Here is a 15,283-nt window from a genome sequence, read left to right on the forward strand (position 1 = left end):
CTGCTGGCGTTCATCCGCAATCACAAGAAAACACATCTTCGCGACAGATAAGTGAGCCTTAACTCCGTGCACGGACTCGACCCCCGCCTGCTCGCCACCCTCGAAGCCGTCGTGCGGCACGGCTCCTTCAACGCCGCCGCACGCGAGCTCGGCTACAGCGCGCCCGCGGTCTCCCAGCAGATCGCCGAACTCGAACGCCGCTCGGGCCTGAGAGTGCTGGAGCGCCGGCCCGTGCGCGCCACACCGGCCGGCGAAGTCCTTCTCGACGCCGAGCAGGGCGTCCGCAACGCGTTGGCGACGGCATCGGTGGAACTCGACGCCATGCGTGCCGGTACGGCCGGACGGATCCGCCTCGGCGCCTTCGCCTCGGCCGCCACCAGCATCGTTCCGCAAGCGCTGGCCCGACTCCACACGGCCAACCCCCACGTGCAGGTCAGCCTCAGCCAACTGGAACCCGAGGCCTGCTACAACCGGCTCAAGCGGGGGGACATGGACCTGGCCCTCAGCTACGACTACGACTTCATCCCCGTCCCGCCGCCCCGGATGCTGCGCCGGACGCTGGTCGCACGGGATCCGGTGGTCGCCGTGGTCCCGGCACACCACCGCCTGGCCGACAGGGAGGTCATCGACCTGGCCAGCCTCGCGTCCGAGACGTGGATCGCGGCTCCGGAGGCCGCACTGCGCCTGGAACTGCTTTCCCAAATGGCCAATACGCCAGGTTTCCAGGCCCGCCTGCAGTACGAGGGGGACGACTTCAACACCGTGCTCGGCTTCGTGGCCGCAGGGCTGTGCGTTGCCGTCATGCCGCGACTGGCGCTGCCCCGCGGCAGCACCCGGGTCGTGGCACGCCCGCTGGCCGAGCCGCAGTTGACGCGCTTCATCTACGCCGTCCGCATCGACACCCGGCACGCCCCGCGCGCCGTCCTGGACCTGGAGCAGATGCTCGCCGCGCAAGCGCTGGCCGCGCTCGCGTGAGGTGCGCCGCGCGGCGGCGTCAGCAGCCGGAGGTGGACGGATCGTGAACGCACGTGAAATACGGCCAACTTGGCGGCGGCCGCACGCGCGTAGACCCCACGTGACGCCAGGATTCTCGGGACGTCCGACTATCGGACGCGGTGGCTGAAAGTTAAACTATTGTGTGACGGGCCCCCTACGTTTGCGGCGGTTGACGTTCCAGCGAGAGGAAACCCCTCATGACCGCCGCCGACAGTACGCCGCGAACGGCCCGCGTCCTCACCGGCTACCGCCCCGAGGACGGCTTCCTGGCCGTGGAGCTGGACCCGCCTCCGGGCGAGTACGTATGGCACGACGAACACGCCGAGCAGCAGGAGCAGCGCTACGGCCCGGGTGCGGGCTACCACCAGTGGCTGGCAGTAGACGCACGCGACGGCGCCGTATGGTTCGGCGACATCGACTGGCGGGCCCCGTCCCAAGACCTCGGCAGCCAGCTCCCCGGCCTCCCCCGCAGGACGCTCGGCGACGGGGCCATCCCGGCACCCGGAGTCATGGTGCAGCTGCTCGGCCACCTGACCCACGACGAACGGCGGGGCTGCTCCTGGCGCTTCTTCACCGCTGAGGAGCTGCACGCGCTCGCCCTGCGCATACTCCCCGCCGTGCAGCGGCTCGTGGACTCCATCCACCGCATCGGACCGGACGACGAACTGGAGTGGTCGGCCGAGGCCGCCACCGCCTGGGACGACATCGAGCAGGCCGCGACACACACCGTCGACCTTTCCGGCGATCTCCGCTGGCCCAGGCTGGGCACGACACCGATCCCTGGCTGGCGTGTCGAGGTCGGCGCGTTCCTCGCCATGAACCCCGGTCTGTGCGATCCCTCCTGGGGCCTGGCCACGGACGCGGAACTCGATGCCTACGCCGACTACAGTCCCGAGAGCGGCTACGGCGGCGTACCGGGGCGGATGTGCCGCGCCGCCGACCGACAGATCGAGGACGGTTTCACTTTCTACGGCCACCGTGCCGCCCTGTACGCCTACCGCGCGCAGGCGTGCGGCGACCGTGTTCCGACAGACGCCCGCGTCTGGCTGGAGACGACAGAGGCGGGTCGGGGCACCTGGGAGGCGGCCAAGCCCCCCGGGGCCACCCTCGCCGACGTCCCCGACTGCGTGCTGGCGGCCCTGGCCGAAGGGTTCCAGAACTCCGCGCACGAGGAGGGTCTGGTCCTGACGGGCCTGGACGCCCATCTGCGCCGGTTGCGCGCCGAGGAACGCTCCGCCGTCGACCAGCAGCTCGTCCGCGAGGCCGAGGAAGTCGAACGCCTCGAGAAGATGCTCAAGGACTTCCGCGCGGCACGGAACCGCACCGTGACCCGGATCCTGGCCTGGTCCGATGGGCGTAGCGACGGGGAAATCGCCCGCCTGGCGTCCATGCCCGACGACTGCGTCAGCGACTGGCGGGCCCGCCTGACCGACGAACAGACGGCGGCCACACCCGCAAGCTGAAGCATGTGCGGCGAAGACAGGCGAGCTGGTGCCGCCGGGACGGCGTCGACACCATCGACCGCACCTTGACCGGAGCCGAGCAGGCCGGCCACGAAACGGACCGTACACCGTGGCTGCGACCACCCCGCGACCACATCCAACAGCTCCGCGAGGCTGTCCGCCGACTCCAGTCGCCCGCCTCACCGGCCTTGAGCGTCACGGCCTCCCGGCCGCAGCCCGGACGTGCGACCACATGGCGACCACCATGGCTCCGGACGCACGAAAGGCCGCCCTCCCATGGATGAGAGAACGGCCTCCGACCTGCTAAAAGCATGGTCGGGACGACAGGATTTGAACCTGCGACCCCTTGACCCCCAGTCAAGTGCGCTACCAAGCTGCGCCACGTCCCGTTTTCCTGCTTCGTGCCCCCCACCTGGGGTTTCCCCCTCGTGGCGGGCACATGCAGAACATTACCCCACGCCGAGGGGTGTGTGTGCACCGGCGAAAGGCGTACGAGAGAGGATGGCCGGGTGAGGGAACAGGACCGGGACCGGGACGGTGAGGGGCGGGCGCGCAGCGGGCGTCCGCGGGACGGGCTGGGGCGGCCGCTGCCGTACGGGGCCGAGGGCGTGCCCCGGCAGCCCGAGGGGGTGGTGCGCACTCCGGCCGAGACGGTCGCGCAGGCACAGGGGCTGCTGGACGCCGGGATGCCCTTCCACGCGCACGAGGTGTTCGAGGACGCGTGGAAGTCCGGGCCCACGCAGGACGCCGACCTGTGGCGCGGCCTGGCGCAGCTGGCGGTGGGGCTCACGCACGCCGCCCGGGGCAACGCGGTGGGCGGGGCGCGGCTGCTGCGGCGCGGGGCCGACGCCCTGGCCGGGCGCGCGGACGCGTACGGGATGGACCTGGCCGCGCTGACGGCGTGGGCCCGCGGGCTGGCCCGCCGGGTGGAGGCCGGGGAGCCGGTCGACGCGGCGGCCGAGGCTCCGCGGCTGTCGGGGCCGCCGGAGCCGGTTTAGGCCGGCTGGAGGAGGTCCCAGCGGTTGCCGTAGAGGTCCTCGAAGACGGCGACCGAGCCGTACGGCTCGTGGCGCGGCTCCTCCAGGAAGCGGACGCCCTCGGCGGTCATCCGGGCGTGGTCGGCCGCGAAGTCGGCGGTGTAGAGGAAGAAGCCGACCCGGCCGCCCGTCTGGTCGCCGACGCGGGCGCGCTGGGCTTCGTCCTTGGCGCGGGCCAGCAGCAGGGCGGACTCCTTGGCGCCGGGCGGACGGACCACAACCCAGCGGGAGCCGTCGGGGCGGGCGGTGTCCTCGGCCAGGTCGAAGCCGAGCGCGCGGGTGTAGAAGTCGATGGCCTCGTCGTAGTCGCGGACCAGGAGGGCGGTGAGGGCGATGTGGGATGGCATGCCGCTATTGTGCGCTGAGGAGGACGACCTCCAGGGTGCGGGGCCCGTGTACGCCTTCCACCCGGTCCAGTTCGATGTCGCTGGTGGCCGAGGGGCCGGAGATCCAGGTCAGCGGGCGGGTGGGGTCGAGGCGTTCGAGGGCCTGCGGGACGGAGTCCACGACCTGGCCGGGAACGCGGACCACGCAGATGTGGTGGTCCGGGATCAGGGTGATGCGGCGCCGGCCCTGGTCGGGGCCGCCGTCGAGGACGAGGGTGCCGGTCTCGGCGACGGCCAGGGCGCAGCCGGTGACCACGCTGTCGACGCGGTCCAGCTCGTACGGGGTGGAGTCCGCGCGGTCGTGGACGCGGGTCGCGTCGGCCGCGGACAGCCAGTGCGGGGGCAGGGCCGGCGGTACGAGCACCGTCTCGGACCCGTGTTCGGCCAGCAGCCGCATCAGCAGCCGCGCGATGCCGTCCTCGTCCGTGCGGTGCACCTTCGCCCGGTACTCCGTGAGGTGGGCGGCGAGGAGGTCGGCCGACTCGGCCGCGGTGCGGGTGGCGTGGACGCGGAGGTAGTCCCGGGGGACGGCGGGGTCCGGGCCGGAGGCGGCCCTGCGGATGCGGGCCAGGATGCGGTCCTTGCTGCTCATCGTCGGCTCCCCCGTTCACGGGCCCACCAGTCGCGGAAGGATTCCGCCGGGATGTCGGGCAGTTCTCGGCTGTCGGTCCAGGCCCGGCCCGGTCCCGGCAGCCGGCGCGGGCGCAGCCGGCGGGCGCGCGCCAGCAGGCGCTCCCCGGCGCGGAGTGCGCCGGGGTGGTCGAGGAGGAGGCGGGCGGCGCGCATGGCGGCCCGTTCGGCGGTGTGTCCGCGGGCCGGACGGATCCGTACGCGTACCCCCTCGCGGGTCACCGGGCCGCCCTGGACCACGCGTTCGCGCAGGTGGACGAGGACCTCGGGGATGTCGATGGCGACGGGGCAGACCTCGTAGCAGGCCCCGCAGAGGGTGGAGGCGTAGGGCAGGGTGGCGTCGATCGCGCTGGCGGTGCCGCGTAGTTGGGGGCTGAGGACGGCGCCGATGGGACCCGGGTAGACGGAGCCGTAGGCGTGGCCTCCGGCGCGTTCGTAGACGGGGCAGACGTTCAGGCAGGCGGAGCAGCGGATGCAGCGCAGGGCCTGGCGGCCGGTTTCGTCGGCGAGGGTGTCGGTGCGGCCGTTGTCGAGGAGGACCAGGTGGAAGGCGGAGGGGCCGTCTCCCTCATGGGTGCCGGTCCACATGGTGGTGTACGGGTTCATCCGTTCGGCGGTGGAGGAGCGCGGCAGGGTCTGGAGGAAGATCTCCAGGTCGCGGAAGGTGGGGACGACCTTCTCGATGCCCACGACGGAGATGAGGGTGTCGGGCAGGGTCAGGCACATCCGCCCGTTGCCCTCGGATTCCAGGACGACCATCGTGCCGGTCTCGGCGACCATGAAGTTGGCGCCGGAGACCGCGACTTGGGCACGCAGGAACTTCTCGCGCAGGTGGAGGCGGGCGGCTTCGGCGAGTTCGCGCGGGTCGTCGCCGAGGCCGTCCGGAGCCGGCCTGCCCCAGCGGCCCATCTGCGAGCGGAAGACGTCGCGGATCTCGCCCCGGTTGCGGTGGATGGCGGGGACGAGGATGTGCGAGGGGCGGTCGTGGCCGAGCTGGACGATGAGTTCCGCCAGGTCGGTCTCGTAGGCGGCGATCCCGGCGGCTTCCAGGGCCTCGTTGAGGCCGGTCTCCTGGGTGGCCATGGACTTGACCTTGACGACCTCCCGCTCTCCGGTGGCGCGGACCAGGTCCGTGACGATCCGGTTGGCCTCGTCGGCGTCGGCCGCCCAGTGCACGGTGCCGCCGGCCGCGGTGACGGCGGCCTCCAGCTGGAGCAGGTAGCGGTCGAGGTGGCGGAGCGTGTGGTCCTTGACGGCCTTGCCCGCCGCGCGCAGCCGGTCCCAGTCGGCGAGTTCGGCGACCGCGCGGGCCCGTTTGTCGCGGATGGTGTGGGTGGCGTGCCGGAGGTTGGCGCGCAGGACGCCGTCCCGCACGGCCTCGCGGGCGGCGTCGGGGAACGGCGGGAAGGCGGGCATGCCCAGGTGCGTCCCGCTCATGGCAGGGGGTCCTCCTCCGTGGCGGCCAGGATCTCGGCGAGGTGCAGGGTGCGCATCGGGGCTCCGGCCCGGTGGAGGATGCCGCCGAGGTGGGCCAGGCAGGAGTTGTCGGCTCCGCACAGCACGTCGGCGCCGGTGGCGCGGGCGGCGGCGGTCTTGTCAACGCCCATCGCGGTGGACACGTCCGGGTTCTTCACGGCGAAGGTGCCGCCGAAGCCGCAGCACTCCTCGGCGCCCGGCAGCTCGACCAGGCGCAGCCCCCGGACGGCGTCGAGCAGGCGCCGGGGGCGCTCGCCCAGGCCGAGGGAGCGCAGGCCGTGGCAGGAGGGGTGGTAGGTGACGGTGTGGGGGAAGTACGCGCCGACGTCGGTGACGCCGAGGACGTCCACGAGGAACTCGGTCAGCTCGTACACGCGCGGTACGAGGTCCGCCGCGAGGTCCGCCAGTCGGCTGCCCCGGCCTTCCCGGGCGGCTTCGCGGCCGATGCGCGGGTAGTGCGCGCGGATCATCGCGGCGCAGGAGCCGGAGGGGGTGACCACGTGGTCGAAGCCGGCGAAGGCCTCGGCGGTGCGGCGCAGCAGCGGTTCGGCCTCGCGGCGGTAGCCGGTGTTGTACTGCGGCTGGCCGCAGCAGCTCTGGGCGGCGGGGAACTCCACCTCGACGCCGAGCCGCTCCAGGAGCCGTACGGCGGCGATGCCCGTGCGGGGGTACAGCGCGTCGTTGACGCAGGTGACGAACAGGGCGGCGCGCATGGTGGGCACAATAGCCCGGTGAAGAAGTTCTCAGTCATCGGCATAGGCGCGGGCGACCCTGACCACCTGACCCTCCAGGCGGTCAGGGCGATCGGCGCGGCGGACGCATTCCTCATCCTGGAGAAGGGGGAGGAGAAGTCGGATCTGACCGGTCTGCGCCGGGCGATGCTCGACGCGCACGCCCGTCCCGGCCACCGGCTGGTGGAGGGCCGCGACCCGGACCGGGACCGCACCCCGGCCGACTACACCCCGACCGTGGACGGCTGGCGCAGCGCGCGGGCCGGGATCTTCGAGCGGTTCATCGCCGAGGACCTCGCGGAGGGCGAGACGGGGGCGTTCCTGGTGTGGGGCGACCCCTCCCTGTACGACTCCACGCTCGCGATCCTCGAAGAGGTGCTGGAACGCGGGCGGGTGGCCTTCGAGCACGAGGTGGTGCCCGGCATCAGCAGCGTGTCCGCGCTGCTGGCCAGGCACCGGACCAATCTGAACCGGGTCGGGCGGCCGGTCCAGATCACCACCGGCCGGCGGCTCGCCGAGGGCTGGCCGCAGGACGTGGACGACGTGGTGGTGATGCTGGACGCGCGGCACGCCTTCACCGCCCACCTCGACCGGGACCTCTACATCTACTGGGGTGCCTACGTCGGCACGCCGGACGAGATCCTGGTCCAGGGCAGGCTGGCGGACGTCGCGGGCCGCATCGAGGAGCTGCGGACCGAGGCCCGGGCCCGCAAGGGCTGGATCATGGACACCTACCTGCTCAGGCGTCCCTGAGGTAGGCCGGCAGGGCGGCGGCGAGGCGCTCGTACTCCTCGGCCCGGTTGTAGATCTGCCCGCAGACCCGGATGCCGCCGCCGCCCTGCCGGGCCCAGATCAGCACGCGGATGCGGAGCTTCGCCGCGAGTTCCTCGCGCATGGCCGCGGCGGCTTCCTGGGTCTCGGCGGTGCCGGGCGGCAGCAGCAGGGAGCGCATGGCGACGCCCGGGGTGTACGGGAGCGGGGTCAGGCCGGGGATCTCGGCGAGCAGCTCCGCCCCGTAGGCGGCGAGGGCTTCGTTGTGGGACCGGACCGCGTCGGCGCCGAGCCGTTCGATGAGGTCGAGCCCCTCGGGGGCGGCCAGCCAGCCGGTGTAGTCGGCGGTGGCGCGGAACTCGACGGAGCGCGGGAAGCCTTGGTGGTCCTGCCAGGACGGGGAGAGGGCGCGGACCGCGGCCCGGTGGGCGGGGGACACGGTGAGGAGGGCGGTGCCGGAGGGCGCGTACCCCCACTTGTGGAGGTTCCCGAACCAGAAGTCGGCGCCGGCGGCGACCGGCTCGGCCAGCATGCCCGGGGTGTGGGCGCCGTCGACGACGGTGGTGACCCCGCGGGCGGAGAGTTCGGCGAGCAGCCGGGGCCCGGCGACGAGGCGGGCGGTGGGCGAGCTGACGTGGTCGAGCAGGGCCACCTTGGTGCGGGGCGTGAGCGCCGCCAGCACCGTCTCGCGCACGGCGTCCTCGTCGGGCAGGTGCGGGTCCAGGGCCACGGTGGTCACGCGGGCGCGGCGGGCGGCGGCCGCGGTGACGGTCCCGTAGCCGTGGTCGGTGACCAGCACCTCGTCGCCCTCGGCCAGGGGGATGGCCGCGAAGGCGAGGTTGGCGCCCTCGGTGGCGTTGGAGATGAACGCGAGGCCGTCCGGGTCGGTGCCCAGCCGGGCCGCGATCCGGGCGCGGGCTCCGGCCAGGCGTGCGGGGACCTGGTGGAAGAAGGCGTCGGGGTCGGCGTGTGCCTCCGCGCGCAGCGCCTCCTGCGCTTCCAGGACCGGTAGCGGGACGGCCCCGTAGGAGCCGTGGTTGAGGTGGGCGACGGCGGGGTCGAGCCGGAAGAGGCCGGGGCCGCCGGGGAAGGCGGGCGGGGCGGAAGGGGCGGACGGCGCGGTCACGGTTGCCTCCGGACGGGGGGGGTGGTCGGTCGGTCGCGGGCCCCGTGTGGGCCCGCGCCGTGAGCATGCGGTCTCGTTCCCGGGACGGAAAGGGCCGCCTGGACCAGATTGGCCTGCCTGGCCCCCGCCGGATCGGGTCGTGGCCCGCGCCGCGCCCGGTGCCGTCGGTCCCCCGCCGGGTCGGTTCGTGCCCCGCCCCGCGCCCGGTGCCGGTGCGGCGTGCTGCCGTCGGGGGTGCCGTCAGTCAGGTCCGCGTGCCGTCACGCCGGGCGGCCGCTGGTGGCCGCGTAGTACTGGAGGTCCTGCACCGGCACCCCGCGGACCACCGGGTACGGCAGCTCCACCCGCGCCGACGCCTTCCCGTCGCGCACCACCTGCGCCGAGCTGGTACCGGGCCGCAGCGGCAGCAGTTCTGCGTGGACTCCTGCGGGCGCCCCGTACTCCCGCGCGGCGGAGCCCACCCGGGTGCGGACACCGGCGGGCTCCGTCAGGAAGCTGAGCACCTCCACGGTGTCCCGGGCGGCGGCGCTGCCCCCGCGCAAGGACATCAGCAGCGACTGGTCGCCCGTCGGGTCGGCGTACGCGAACTGGGTGCGGGAGGTGAGGTACAGCGTGTCGCGGACGATGCGCGGCCAGGCGCCGGTCTTGAAGCGGGTCAGGTAGTACGAGCTGAGGTCGAGGTACGCGTACCCGTTGTGCAGGGACGGGGCGAACTGGCTGCCCTCGGAGTAGTCGTTCCAGGTGGTCAGCTGCACCCAGTCGGCGCCGTCCTCGATGGCGTGGGTCCAGGTGGCGCGCAGGGTGGCGGTGTTGCCGGCCTCGTCGTAGACGCCCTGGTTGGGGCGGGCGTCCTGGACGGACACGGGCTGCATCCAGATCTTGCCCCGGGCGTGCGCCCGCCGGACGTCGGCGGCCGCGCCCTCCTGGCCGGCGTAGCTGCGGCTGCCCCACTCGGAGAACCCGTGGCTGATGGGCGCGAAGGCCTCGCTGTGCGCGTCGGAGTCCAGGAAGAGGGGGACGAAGGCGGTGCCCAGGCCGTGCCGGGACCGCAGGAGGTCCAGGACCCGGCGCCACCAGTCGGCGCTCTTCTGCTCGGCCTTGAACGGGGAGACGACGAGCCGGCCGTCGTCGAGCCGGTGCGCGGCCGGATGGCTGCCGAGGGCGGCCAGGGCGTCGGCCATCACGGCCGGGTCGTCGGTGTCCAGGGAGGTCATGTCCGGCATCAGCATGATCTTGAAGCCGGGGTCGACGGCGTGGGCCGCCCGCATCAGGAGGTCGGCGCGCTCCCGGTTCTTCCCGGTGAGGGAGAGCAGGTCGAGGGTGAAGCCGTCGAGGCCCGCGGCGCGGGCGGTGCGCACCTCTTGCTGGAGGTTGGCGTACTCCCAGTCGCCGCCCCGGGGCGGGACGGGGAGCGGGCGGTCGCGGAGCAGGCCTCCGTACCGCCGGTGCTTGCCGTTCTCGCCGCCGGGGTCGAGGTAGTTGCGGGTGTAGTAGTCGGCGTCGGCGGGGGCGTTGTCGAGGGAGAGCGGGTACGGGGTGAAGTAGTGGGCGAACACCAGCTTGCGGCCGGCGTCGCCGGAGCGCAGCGCGGCCGGCGGGGGCAGGTCGAAGGGCAGGGTGCCGGTGGGGCGCGCCCCCTCGGGGCCGGCCTGGGCCGGGGGGCGCGCGGTGGGCGGGACCCCGCCCTGGCTCCGGCCGTCGTCTCCGGCCGGGCCCGCGGCGGAGGGGGCGCCGGGCGGGGTGCCCGGTGCGGCGGAGGGGGGCAGGCCGCGGGCGGGTGCGGCCCGGTCCTGGCCGGCGGCGGCCGTGAAGGGGTGCCAGGCGAGGCCGGCGGCGGCGCAGGCGCCGGCGAGGAGGAAGGCGCAGAGCAGCAGGGCGAACGGGCGGCCGCGTAACCGGGCGGGGCGCCGGTGCGACGGGGGCCTGTGCGGCCGGTCCTCTGTCATCTCGACCCCTCCCGGGAGCGTGCCCCGCGACCGGGGTCGTTCAGCAGTAGAGCGGATGAGCGCCCTGCGGACAACCGTTCGCGGCGACCGGGGGGCACGGGTGCGCACACCGGGCTGCTCACCGCCGTCCGGCGGGGCCGGGTGCTGACGGTGACGGGCCGCTTCCCCGCACCGCGGAGCCTGCTGGTGCGGGAGGTCGCCCGGCGGCTCTCGTCCCACTTCTGCGACGGGGCCGTGGTGGTCACCGTCGGCCCGGACGGCGGGGTGCGCGGCCTCGTGGCCGCGCTGGGCCGCGTACCGGGCGCGCGCTTCCTGCCGTACGGGGCGGCCGACGCGGCCTCCTGGCTGGCGGAACGGGACATACTCCTGGTCCTGGACGGCAGCGACCGGCTCGGCCCGCAGGCGCTGGCCTGGCTTCGGACGCTGCTCGCGGCGGCTCCCGGCCTGCGCGCCCTGGCGGCCGGGCGGCACCCGCTCGCCGTGGGCCAGGGCCGCGTGCACCGGCTCTGACGGCTGCCGCCGCCCCGGCGCGGACACGGCTCCGCCCCGGCCGGGCACGGAGCCGGCCGGGGCGGAACGCGCACTGCCTACTGCCTGTCAGCGCGTACTGCTCGCAGCGGGGGTCAGCCCAGCAGCGCGAGCGCCTTGTTCAGGCTCTCGGAGGGGCGCATGACCGCGGCGGCCTTGGCCGGGTCGGGCTGGTAGTAACCGCCGATTTCGGCCGGAGAGCCCTGGACGGCGACGAGCTCGCCGACGATGGTCTGCTCCTGCTCGGCAAGCGTCTTGGCGAGCGGCTCGAAGGCCGCGGCCAGCTTCGGGTCGGCGATCTGACGCGACAGCTCCTGCGCCCAGTACAGGGCCAGGTAGAAGTGGCTGCCGCGGTTGTCGATGCCGCCGAGACGACGGGTCGGCGACTTGTCCTCGTTGAGGAAGGTGCCGGTGGCGCGGTCCAGGGTGTCCGCGAGGACCTGGGCGCGGGCGTTGCCCGTGGTGGTGGCCAGGTGCTCGAAGGAGGCGGCCAGCGCGAAGAACTCGCCCAGCGAGTCCCAGCGCAGGTAGTTCTCCTTGACCAGCTGCTGGACGTGCTTCGGGGCGGAGCCGCCGGCGCCCGTCTCGAAGAGGCCGCCGCCCGCCATCAGCGGGACGACCGACAGCATCTTGGCGCTGGTGCCCAGCTCCAGGATCGGGAAGAGGTCGGTCAGGTAGTCGCGCAGCACGTTGCCGGTCACCGAGATGGTGTCCTCGCCGCGGCGGATGCGCTCCAGGGAGAACTTCGTCGCCTCGACCGGGGAGAGGATCTCGATGGTCAGGCCCTCGGTGTCGTGCTCCGCGAGGTACGTCTTGACCTTGGCGATCAGCTGCGCGTCGTGGGCGCGGGTCTCGTCCAGCCAGAAGACGGCCGGGGCGCCGGTGGCGCGGGCGCGGGTGACGGCGAGCTTGACCCAGTCCTGGATCGGCAGGTCCTTGGTCTGGCAGGCGCGGAAGATGTCGCCGGCGGCGACCTCCTGCTCCAGGACCGTGTTGCCCGCGGCGTCGACGACGCGGACGGTGCCCGCGGCGGCGATCTCGAAGGTCTTGTCGTGGCTGCCGTACTCCTCGGCCTTCTGGGCCATCAGGCCGACGTTCGGCACCGAGCCCATGGTGGACGGGTCGAAGGCGCCGTGGGCGCGGCAGTCGTCGAGGACGGCCTGGTAGACGCCCGCGTAGCTGCTGTCCGGGAGGACGGCGAGGGTGTCGGCCTCGGCGCCGTCCGGGCCCCACATGTGGCCGGAGGTGCGGATCATGGCCGGCATCGAGGCGTCGACGATGACGTCGGACGGCACGTGCAGGTTGGTGATGCCCTTGTCGGAGTCGACCATCGCGAGGGCGGGGCCCTCGGCGAGCTCGGCATCGAAGGAGGCCTTGATGGCCTCGCCCTCGGCGAGCGCGCCCAGGCCGTTCAGGATGGTGCCGAGGCCGTCGTTCGGGGACAGGCCGGCGGCGGCCAGGGTCTCGCCGTAGCGGGCGAAGGTCTTCGGGAAGAAGGCGCGGACCACGTGGCCGAAGACGATCGGGTCGGAGACCTTCATCATCGTGGCCTTGAGGTGCACGGAGAACAGCACGCCCTCGGACTTGGCACGCTCGATCTGGGCGTTGAGGAAGGTGCGCAGGGCGTCGACGTGCATGACGGACGCGTCCACGACCTCCCCGGCCAGGACCGGTACGGACTCGCGCAGGACGGTGGTGGTGCCGTCGGCGGCGACGTGCTCGATGCGCAGCGTGCCGTCCTCGGCGATCACGGTGGACTTCTCCGTGGAGCGGAAGTCGTTCTCGCCCATGGTGGCGACGTTCGTCTTCGACTCGGGGGTCCAGGCGCCCATGCGGTGCGGGTGGGCCTTGGCGTAGTTCTTCACCGAGGCGGGGGCGCGGCGGTCGGAGTTGCCCTCGCGCAGGACCGGGTTGACGGCGCTGCCCTTGACCTTGTCGTAGCGGGCGCGGATCTCGCGCTCCTCGTCCGACTTCGGGTCGTCCGGGTAGTCCGGAAGGGCGTAGCCCTGGCCCTGGAGCTCGGCGATCGCGGCCTTCAGCTGCGGGATCGAAGCCGAGATGTTGGGCAGCTTGATGATGTTGGCTTCGGGGGTCTTCGCCAGCTCGCCGAGCTCGGCGAGGGCGTCGGCGATCCGCTGGCTCTCCTCGAGGTACTCGGGGAAGAGGGCGATGATCCGACCGGCCAGGGAGATGTCACGGGTCTCGACATTCACACCGGCCGTCGACGCGTAGGCCTGGATCACAGGCAGGAAGGAATACGTCGCGAGGGCCGGGGCCTCGTCAGTGTGCGTGTAGATGATGGTCGAGTCAGTCACCGGATGCTCCGCTCCACAGTCTGCGTCTCTCGTCTGCAACATTGCTCGACATCAAGATATCTCGTGATCCGGCCGGTCTGGACAGCCCCCTGCCGCAAGACGGGGGAGACGCACGTCACGCGGTGACGCGAAAGGCGCCGCCGCCGACCGCTGGGGTCGGCGGCGGCGCCGCGGTGCGCGCCTTTCAGGCGGTGAGCTGCTTGGGGCTGGCGCCGTACTCGTTCGGTCCGGCATCGCCCTCGATGGCCATGAGGACGACGATCCCGATCCAGCCGACGAAGGGGATGAGACCGATCAGGTACCACCAGCCGGACCTGCCGGTGTCGTGCAGGCGGCGGACGGTGAGGCCCAGGGTGGGGAGGAAGACGGCGAGGTTGTAGATGTAGAAGACGACCGGGTAGCTGCCGAGCGCGAAGTCGAGCGCGATCAGCGCGACCATGATCGGGATGCTGCACAGGACGAACATCCAGTACTCCCGGCGGCGCGCGCGGCCGGAGAAGTCCGCGTAGCGCTTGATGACGTCGACGTAGTAGTGCACGAGTCCCCCTAAGGACGGCATCGACGGCCCGGCCTGAAAGCGGCCGGGCACCGGTTATGCCCTCCGGCCATCGCGTTCAAGCCACTGGAGGGTGCTCCGATGTCGCCAACTCCCTTGGTTTCAGAGCCGTTTGGGAATTCCTGGGGCGGGTGCGCCGGCCGGGGCGGGAGAGGGCGGGAGTCCGCGGGGCATGACGGAAGCCTTACGGGCGCGCGCAGCCGGCCCCGCTGCGGCGCGCGGCTGCGTAGCGTCCGGCGCATGCGCGTACTCGTCACCGGCGGGGCCGGGTTCATCGGCTCCCACATCGTCACCGCCCTGCGCCGGCACGGCCACGACCCGGTCGTCCTCGACGCCCTGCTCCCCGCCGCCCACCCGGCCCCGCCGCCCCGGCTCGCCGGGGACGGGTCGGTCCGCGGGGACGTACGGGACGCCGACACCGTGCGGGCGGCCCTGCACGGGGTGGACGCCGTCTGCCACCAGGCCGCGATGGTGGGACTCGGCAGGGACTTCGCGGACGCGCCGCAGTACGTCGGCGTGAACGACCTGGGGACGGCGGTGCTGCTCGCCGGGATGGCCGAGGCGGGGGTGCGCGGGCTCGTCATGGCCGGGTCGATGGTGGTGTACGGGGAGGGCCGGTACGAGTGCCCCCGCCACGGCGTGGTCCGCCCCGGGCCCCGCCCGGCGGCCGACCTCGCGGCGGGCCGCTTCGAACCGCGCTGCCCCTCCTGCGGGGCGGAACTCGCCCCGGGCCTGGTCGGCGAGGAGGCCCCCGCCGACCCCCGGAACGTGTACGCCGCGACGAAGCTGGCCCAGGAGCACCTGGCGGCCGCCTGGGCCCGCGCGGTGGAGGGCCGGGCGGTGTCGCTGCGCTACCACAACGTGTACGGGCCGGGCATGCCGCGCGACACCCCGTACGCGGGGGTGGCCTCCTTCTTCCGCTCGGCGCTGGCGCGGGGCGAGGCGCCGCGGGTCTTCGAGGACGGGGGCCAGCGGCGGGACTTCGTCCACGTGCGGGACGTGGCGGAGGCCAACGTGGTGGCCCTGGAGGCGCTGGACGCGCGCCCGGCCGGGGCCTTCACGCCGTACAACACGGGCAGCGGCGACCCCCACACGATCGGGGAGATGGCCGCGGCCCTCGCCGCGGCCCACGGCGGCCCGGAACCGGTGGTCACGGGGGAGTTCCGGCTGGGCGACGTCCGCCACATCACGGCGGACTCGCGGCGGCTGCGGGAGGAACTCGGCTGGCGGCCGCGTACGGACTTCGCGGCGGGCATGACGGAGTTCGCCGCGTCCCCCCTGCGCCCGTCCTGACACCGGGGTCCGGGGGGGGCGGGTCCCGG

General features: G+C 73.5%; 14 protein-coding genes and 1 tRNA gene. 6 read left to right on the forward strand and 9 right to left on the reverse strand.

The window, feature by feature from the left end; translation table 11 throughout:
• Nucleotides 1–66 precede the first annotated feature (66 nt).
• Together ACZ501_RS14535 and ACZ501_RS14540 are read left to right on the forward strand one after the other, a co-directional pair.
• Entirely contained in the window at nt 67–975 is a 909-nt protein-coding gene (locus ACZ501_RS14535) for a LysR family transcriptional regulator (protein ID WP_361606345.1), read from the forward strand.
• Between the two features lie 218 nt (nt 976–1,193).
• Complete coding sequence (locus ACZ501_RS14540; RefSeq protein ID WP_362461052.1) at nt 1,194–2,459, forward strand: hypothetical protein; 1,266 nt, start codon at nt 1,194–1,196, stop codon at nt 2,457–2,459.
• 312 nt (nt 2,460–2,771) lie between these two features.
• Here the strand turns inward: ACZ501_RS14540 and ACZ501_RS14545 are convergent.
• A tRNA-Pro gene (locus ACZ501_RS14545) sits at nt 2,772–2,848 on the reverse strand.
• Between the two features lie 120 nt (nt 2,849–2,968).
• Between ACZ501_RS14545 and ACZ501_RS14550 the strand changes: the two genes are divergently transcribed.
• Nucleotides 2,969–3,457: a DUF309 domain-containing protein gene (locus ACZ501_RS14550; RefSeq protein ID WP_468795350.1), complete on the forward strand. Its 489-nt coding sequence runs from the start codon at nt 2,969–2,971 to the stop codon at nt 3,455–3,457.
• On the opposite strand, the gene ACZ501_RS14555 is transcribed toward ACZ501_RS14550, so the two are convergent.
• From ACZ501_RS14555 to ACZ501_RS14570, 4 genes are read right to left on the reverse strand one after another with little or no spacing between them, the layout of a single operon-like run.
• Nucleotides 3,454–3,843 carry a VOC family protein gene (locus ACZ501_RS14555; RefSeq protein ID WP_361606354.1) on the reverse strand — a complete coding sequence of 130 codons (390 nt, stop codon included), beginning with the start codon at nt 3,841–3,843 and terminating at the stop codon, nt 3,454–3,456. The genes ACZ501_RS14550 and ACZ501_RS14555 overlap by 4 nt on opposite strands.
• A 4-nt stretch (nt 3,844–3,847) precedes the next feature.
• Nucleotides 3,848–4,474, reverse strand: a complete 627-nt coding sequence (locus ACZ501_RS14560) for a LutC/YkgG family protein (RefSeq protein WP_361606357.1) — start codon at nt 4,472–4,474, stop codon at nt 3,848–3,850.
• Complete coding sequence (locus ACZ501_RS14565) at nt 4,471–5,949, reverse strand: lactate utilization protein B (protein WP_468795353.1); 1,479 nt, start codon at nt 5,947–5,949, stop codon at nt 4,471–4,473. Before ACZ501_RS14565 ends, ACZ501_RS14560 begins: the two co-directional genes overlap by 4 nt.
• A complete protein-coding gene (locus ACZ501_RS14570) occupies nt 5,946–6,701 on the reverse strand; it encodes a (Fe-S)-binding protein (RefSeq protein ID WP_468795356.1) in 756 nt (251 codons plus the stop codon). The genes ACZ501_RS14565 and ACZ501_RS14570 overlap by 4 nt, the downstream gene beginning before the upstream one ends.
• 18 nt (nt 6,702–6,719) lie before the next feature.
• On the opposite strand from ACZ501_RS14570, the gene cobF reads away from it, so the two are divergent.
• Nucleotides 6,720–7,472 carry a precorrin-6A synthase (deacetylating) gene (gene cobF / locus ACZ501_RS14575; protein ID WP_361606366.1) on the forward strand — a complete coding sequence of 251 codons (753 nt, stop codon included), beginning with the start codon at nt 6,720–6,722 and terminating at the stop codon, nt 7,470–7,472.
• Here the strand turns inward: cobF and ACZ501_RS14580 are convergent.
• Together ACZ501_RS14580 and ACZ501_RS14585 are read right to left on the reverse strand one after the other, a co-directional pair.
• The gene (locus ACZ501_RS14580) at nt 7,459–8,616 is read right to left on the reverse strand and encodes an aminotransferase class V-fold PLP-dependent enzyme (protein ID WP_468795359.1); all 1,158 of its coding nucleotides are present in this window, start codon (nt 8,614–8,616) and stop codon (nt 7,459–7,461) included. The genes cobF and ACZ501_RS14580 overlap by 14 nt on opposite strands.
• Before the next feature lie 260 nt (nt 8,617–8,876).
• Entirely contained in the window at nt 8,877–10,562 is a 1,686-nt protein-coding gene (locus ACZ501_RS14585) for a glycoside hydrolase family 71 protein (protein WP_468795362.1), read from the reverse strand.
• Nucleotides 10,563–10,712: 150 nt separating this feature from the next.
• On the opposite strand from ACZ501_RS14585, the gene ACZ501_RS14590 reads away from it, so the two are divergent.
• Nucleotides 10,713–11,072, forward strand: a complete 360-nt coding sequence (locus tag ACZ501_RS14590) for a hypothetical protein (RefSeq protein ID WP_468795365.1) — start codon at nt 10,713–10,715, stop codon at nt 11,070–11,072.
• 113 nt (nt 11,073–11,185) lie between these two features.
• Here the strand turns inward: ACZ501_RS14590 and ACZ501_RS14595 are convergent, their stop codons facing one another.
• Both ACZ501_RS14595 and ACZ501_RS14600 read right to left on the reverse strand, forming a co-directional pair.
• Nucleotides 11,186–13,405: an NADP-dependent isocitrate dehydrogenase gene (locus ACZ501_RS14595; RefSeq protein WP_468795368.1), complete on the reverse strand. Its 2,220-nt coding sequence runs from the start codon at nt 13,403–13,405 to the stop codon at nt 11,186–11,188.
• Between the two features lie 184 nt (nt 13,406–13,589).
• Complete coding sequence (locus ACZ501_RS14600) at nt 13,590–13,943, reverse strand: DUF805 domain-containing protein (RefSeq protein ID WP_361610528.1); 354 nt, start codon at nt 13,941–13,943, stop codon at nt 13,590–13,592.
• Between the two features lie 258 nt (nt 13,944–14,201).
• Here ACZ501_RS14600 and ACZ501_RS14605 point away from each other — a divergent pair, with 258 nt between their 5' ends.
• The gene (locus ACZ501_RS14605) at nt 14,202–15,254 is read left to right on the forward strand and encodes an NAD-dependent epimerase/dehydratase family protein (protein ID WP_468795370.1); all 1,053 of its coding nucleotides are present in this window, start codon (nt 14,202–14,204) and stop codon (nt 15,252–15,254) included.
• The last annotated feature ends 29 nt before the right edge of the window (nt 15,255–15,283 follow it).

It is taken from the genome of Streptomyces sp. NPDC034085, from assembly GCF_055575555.1.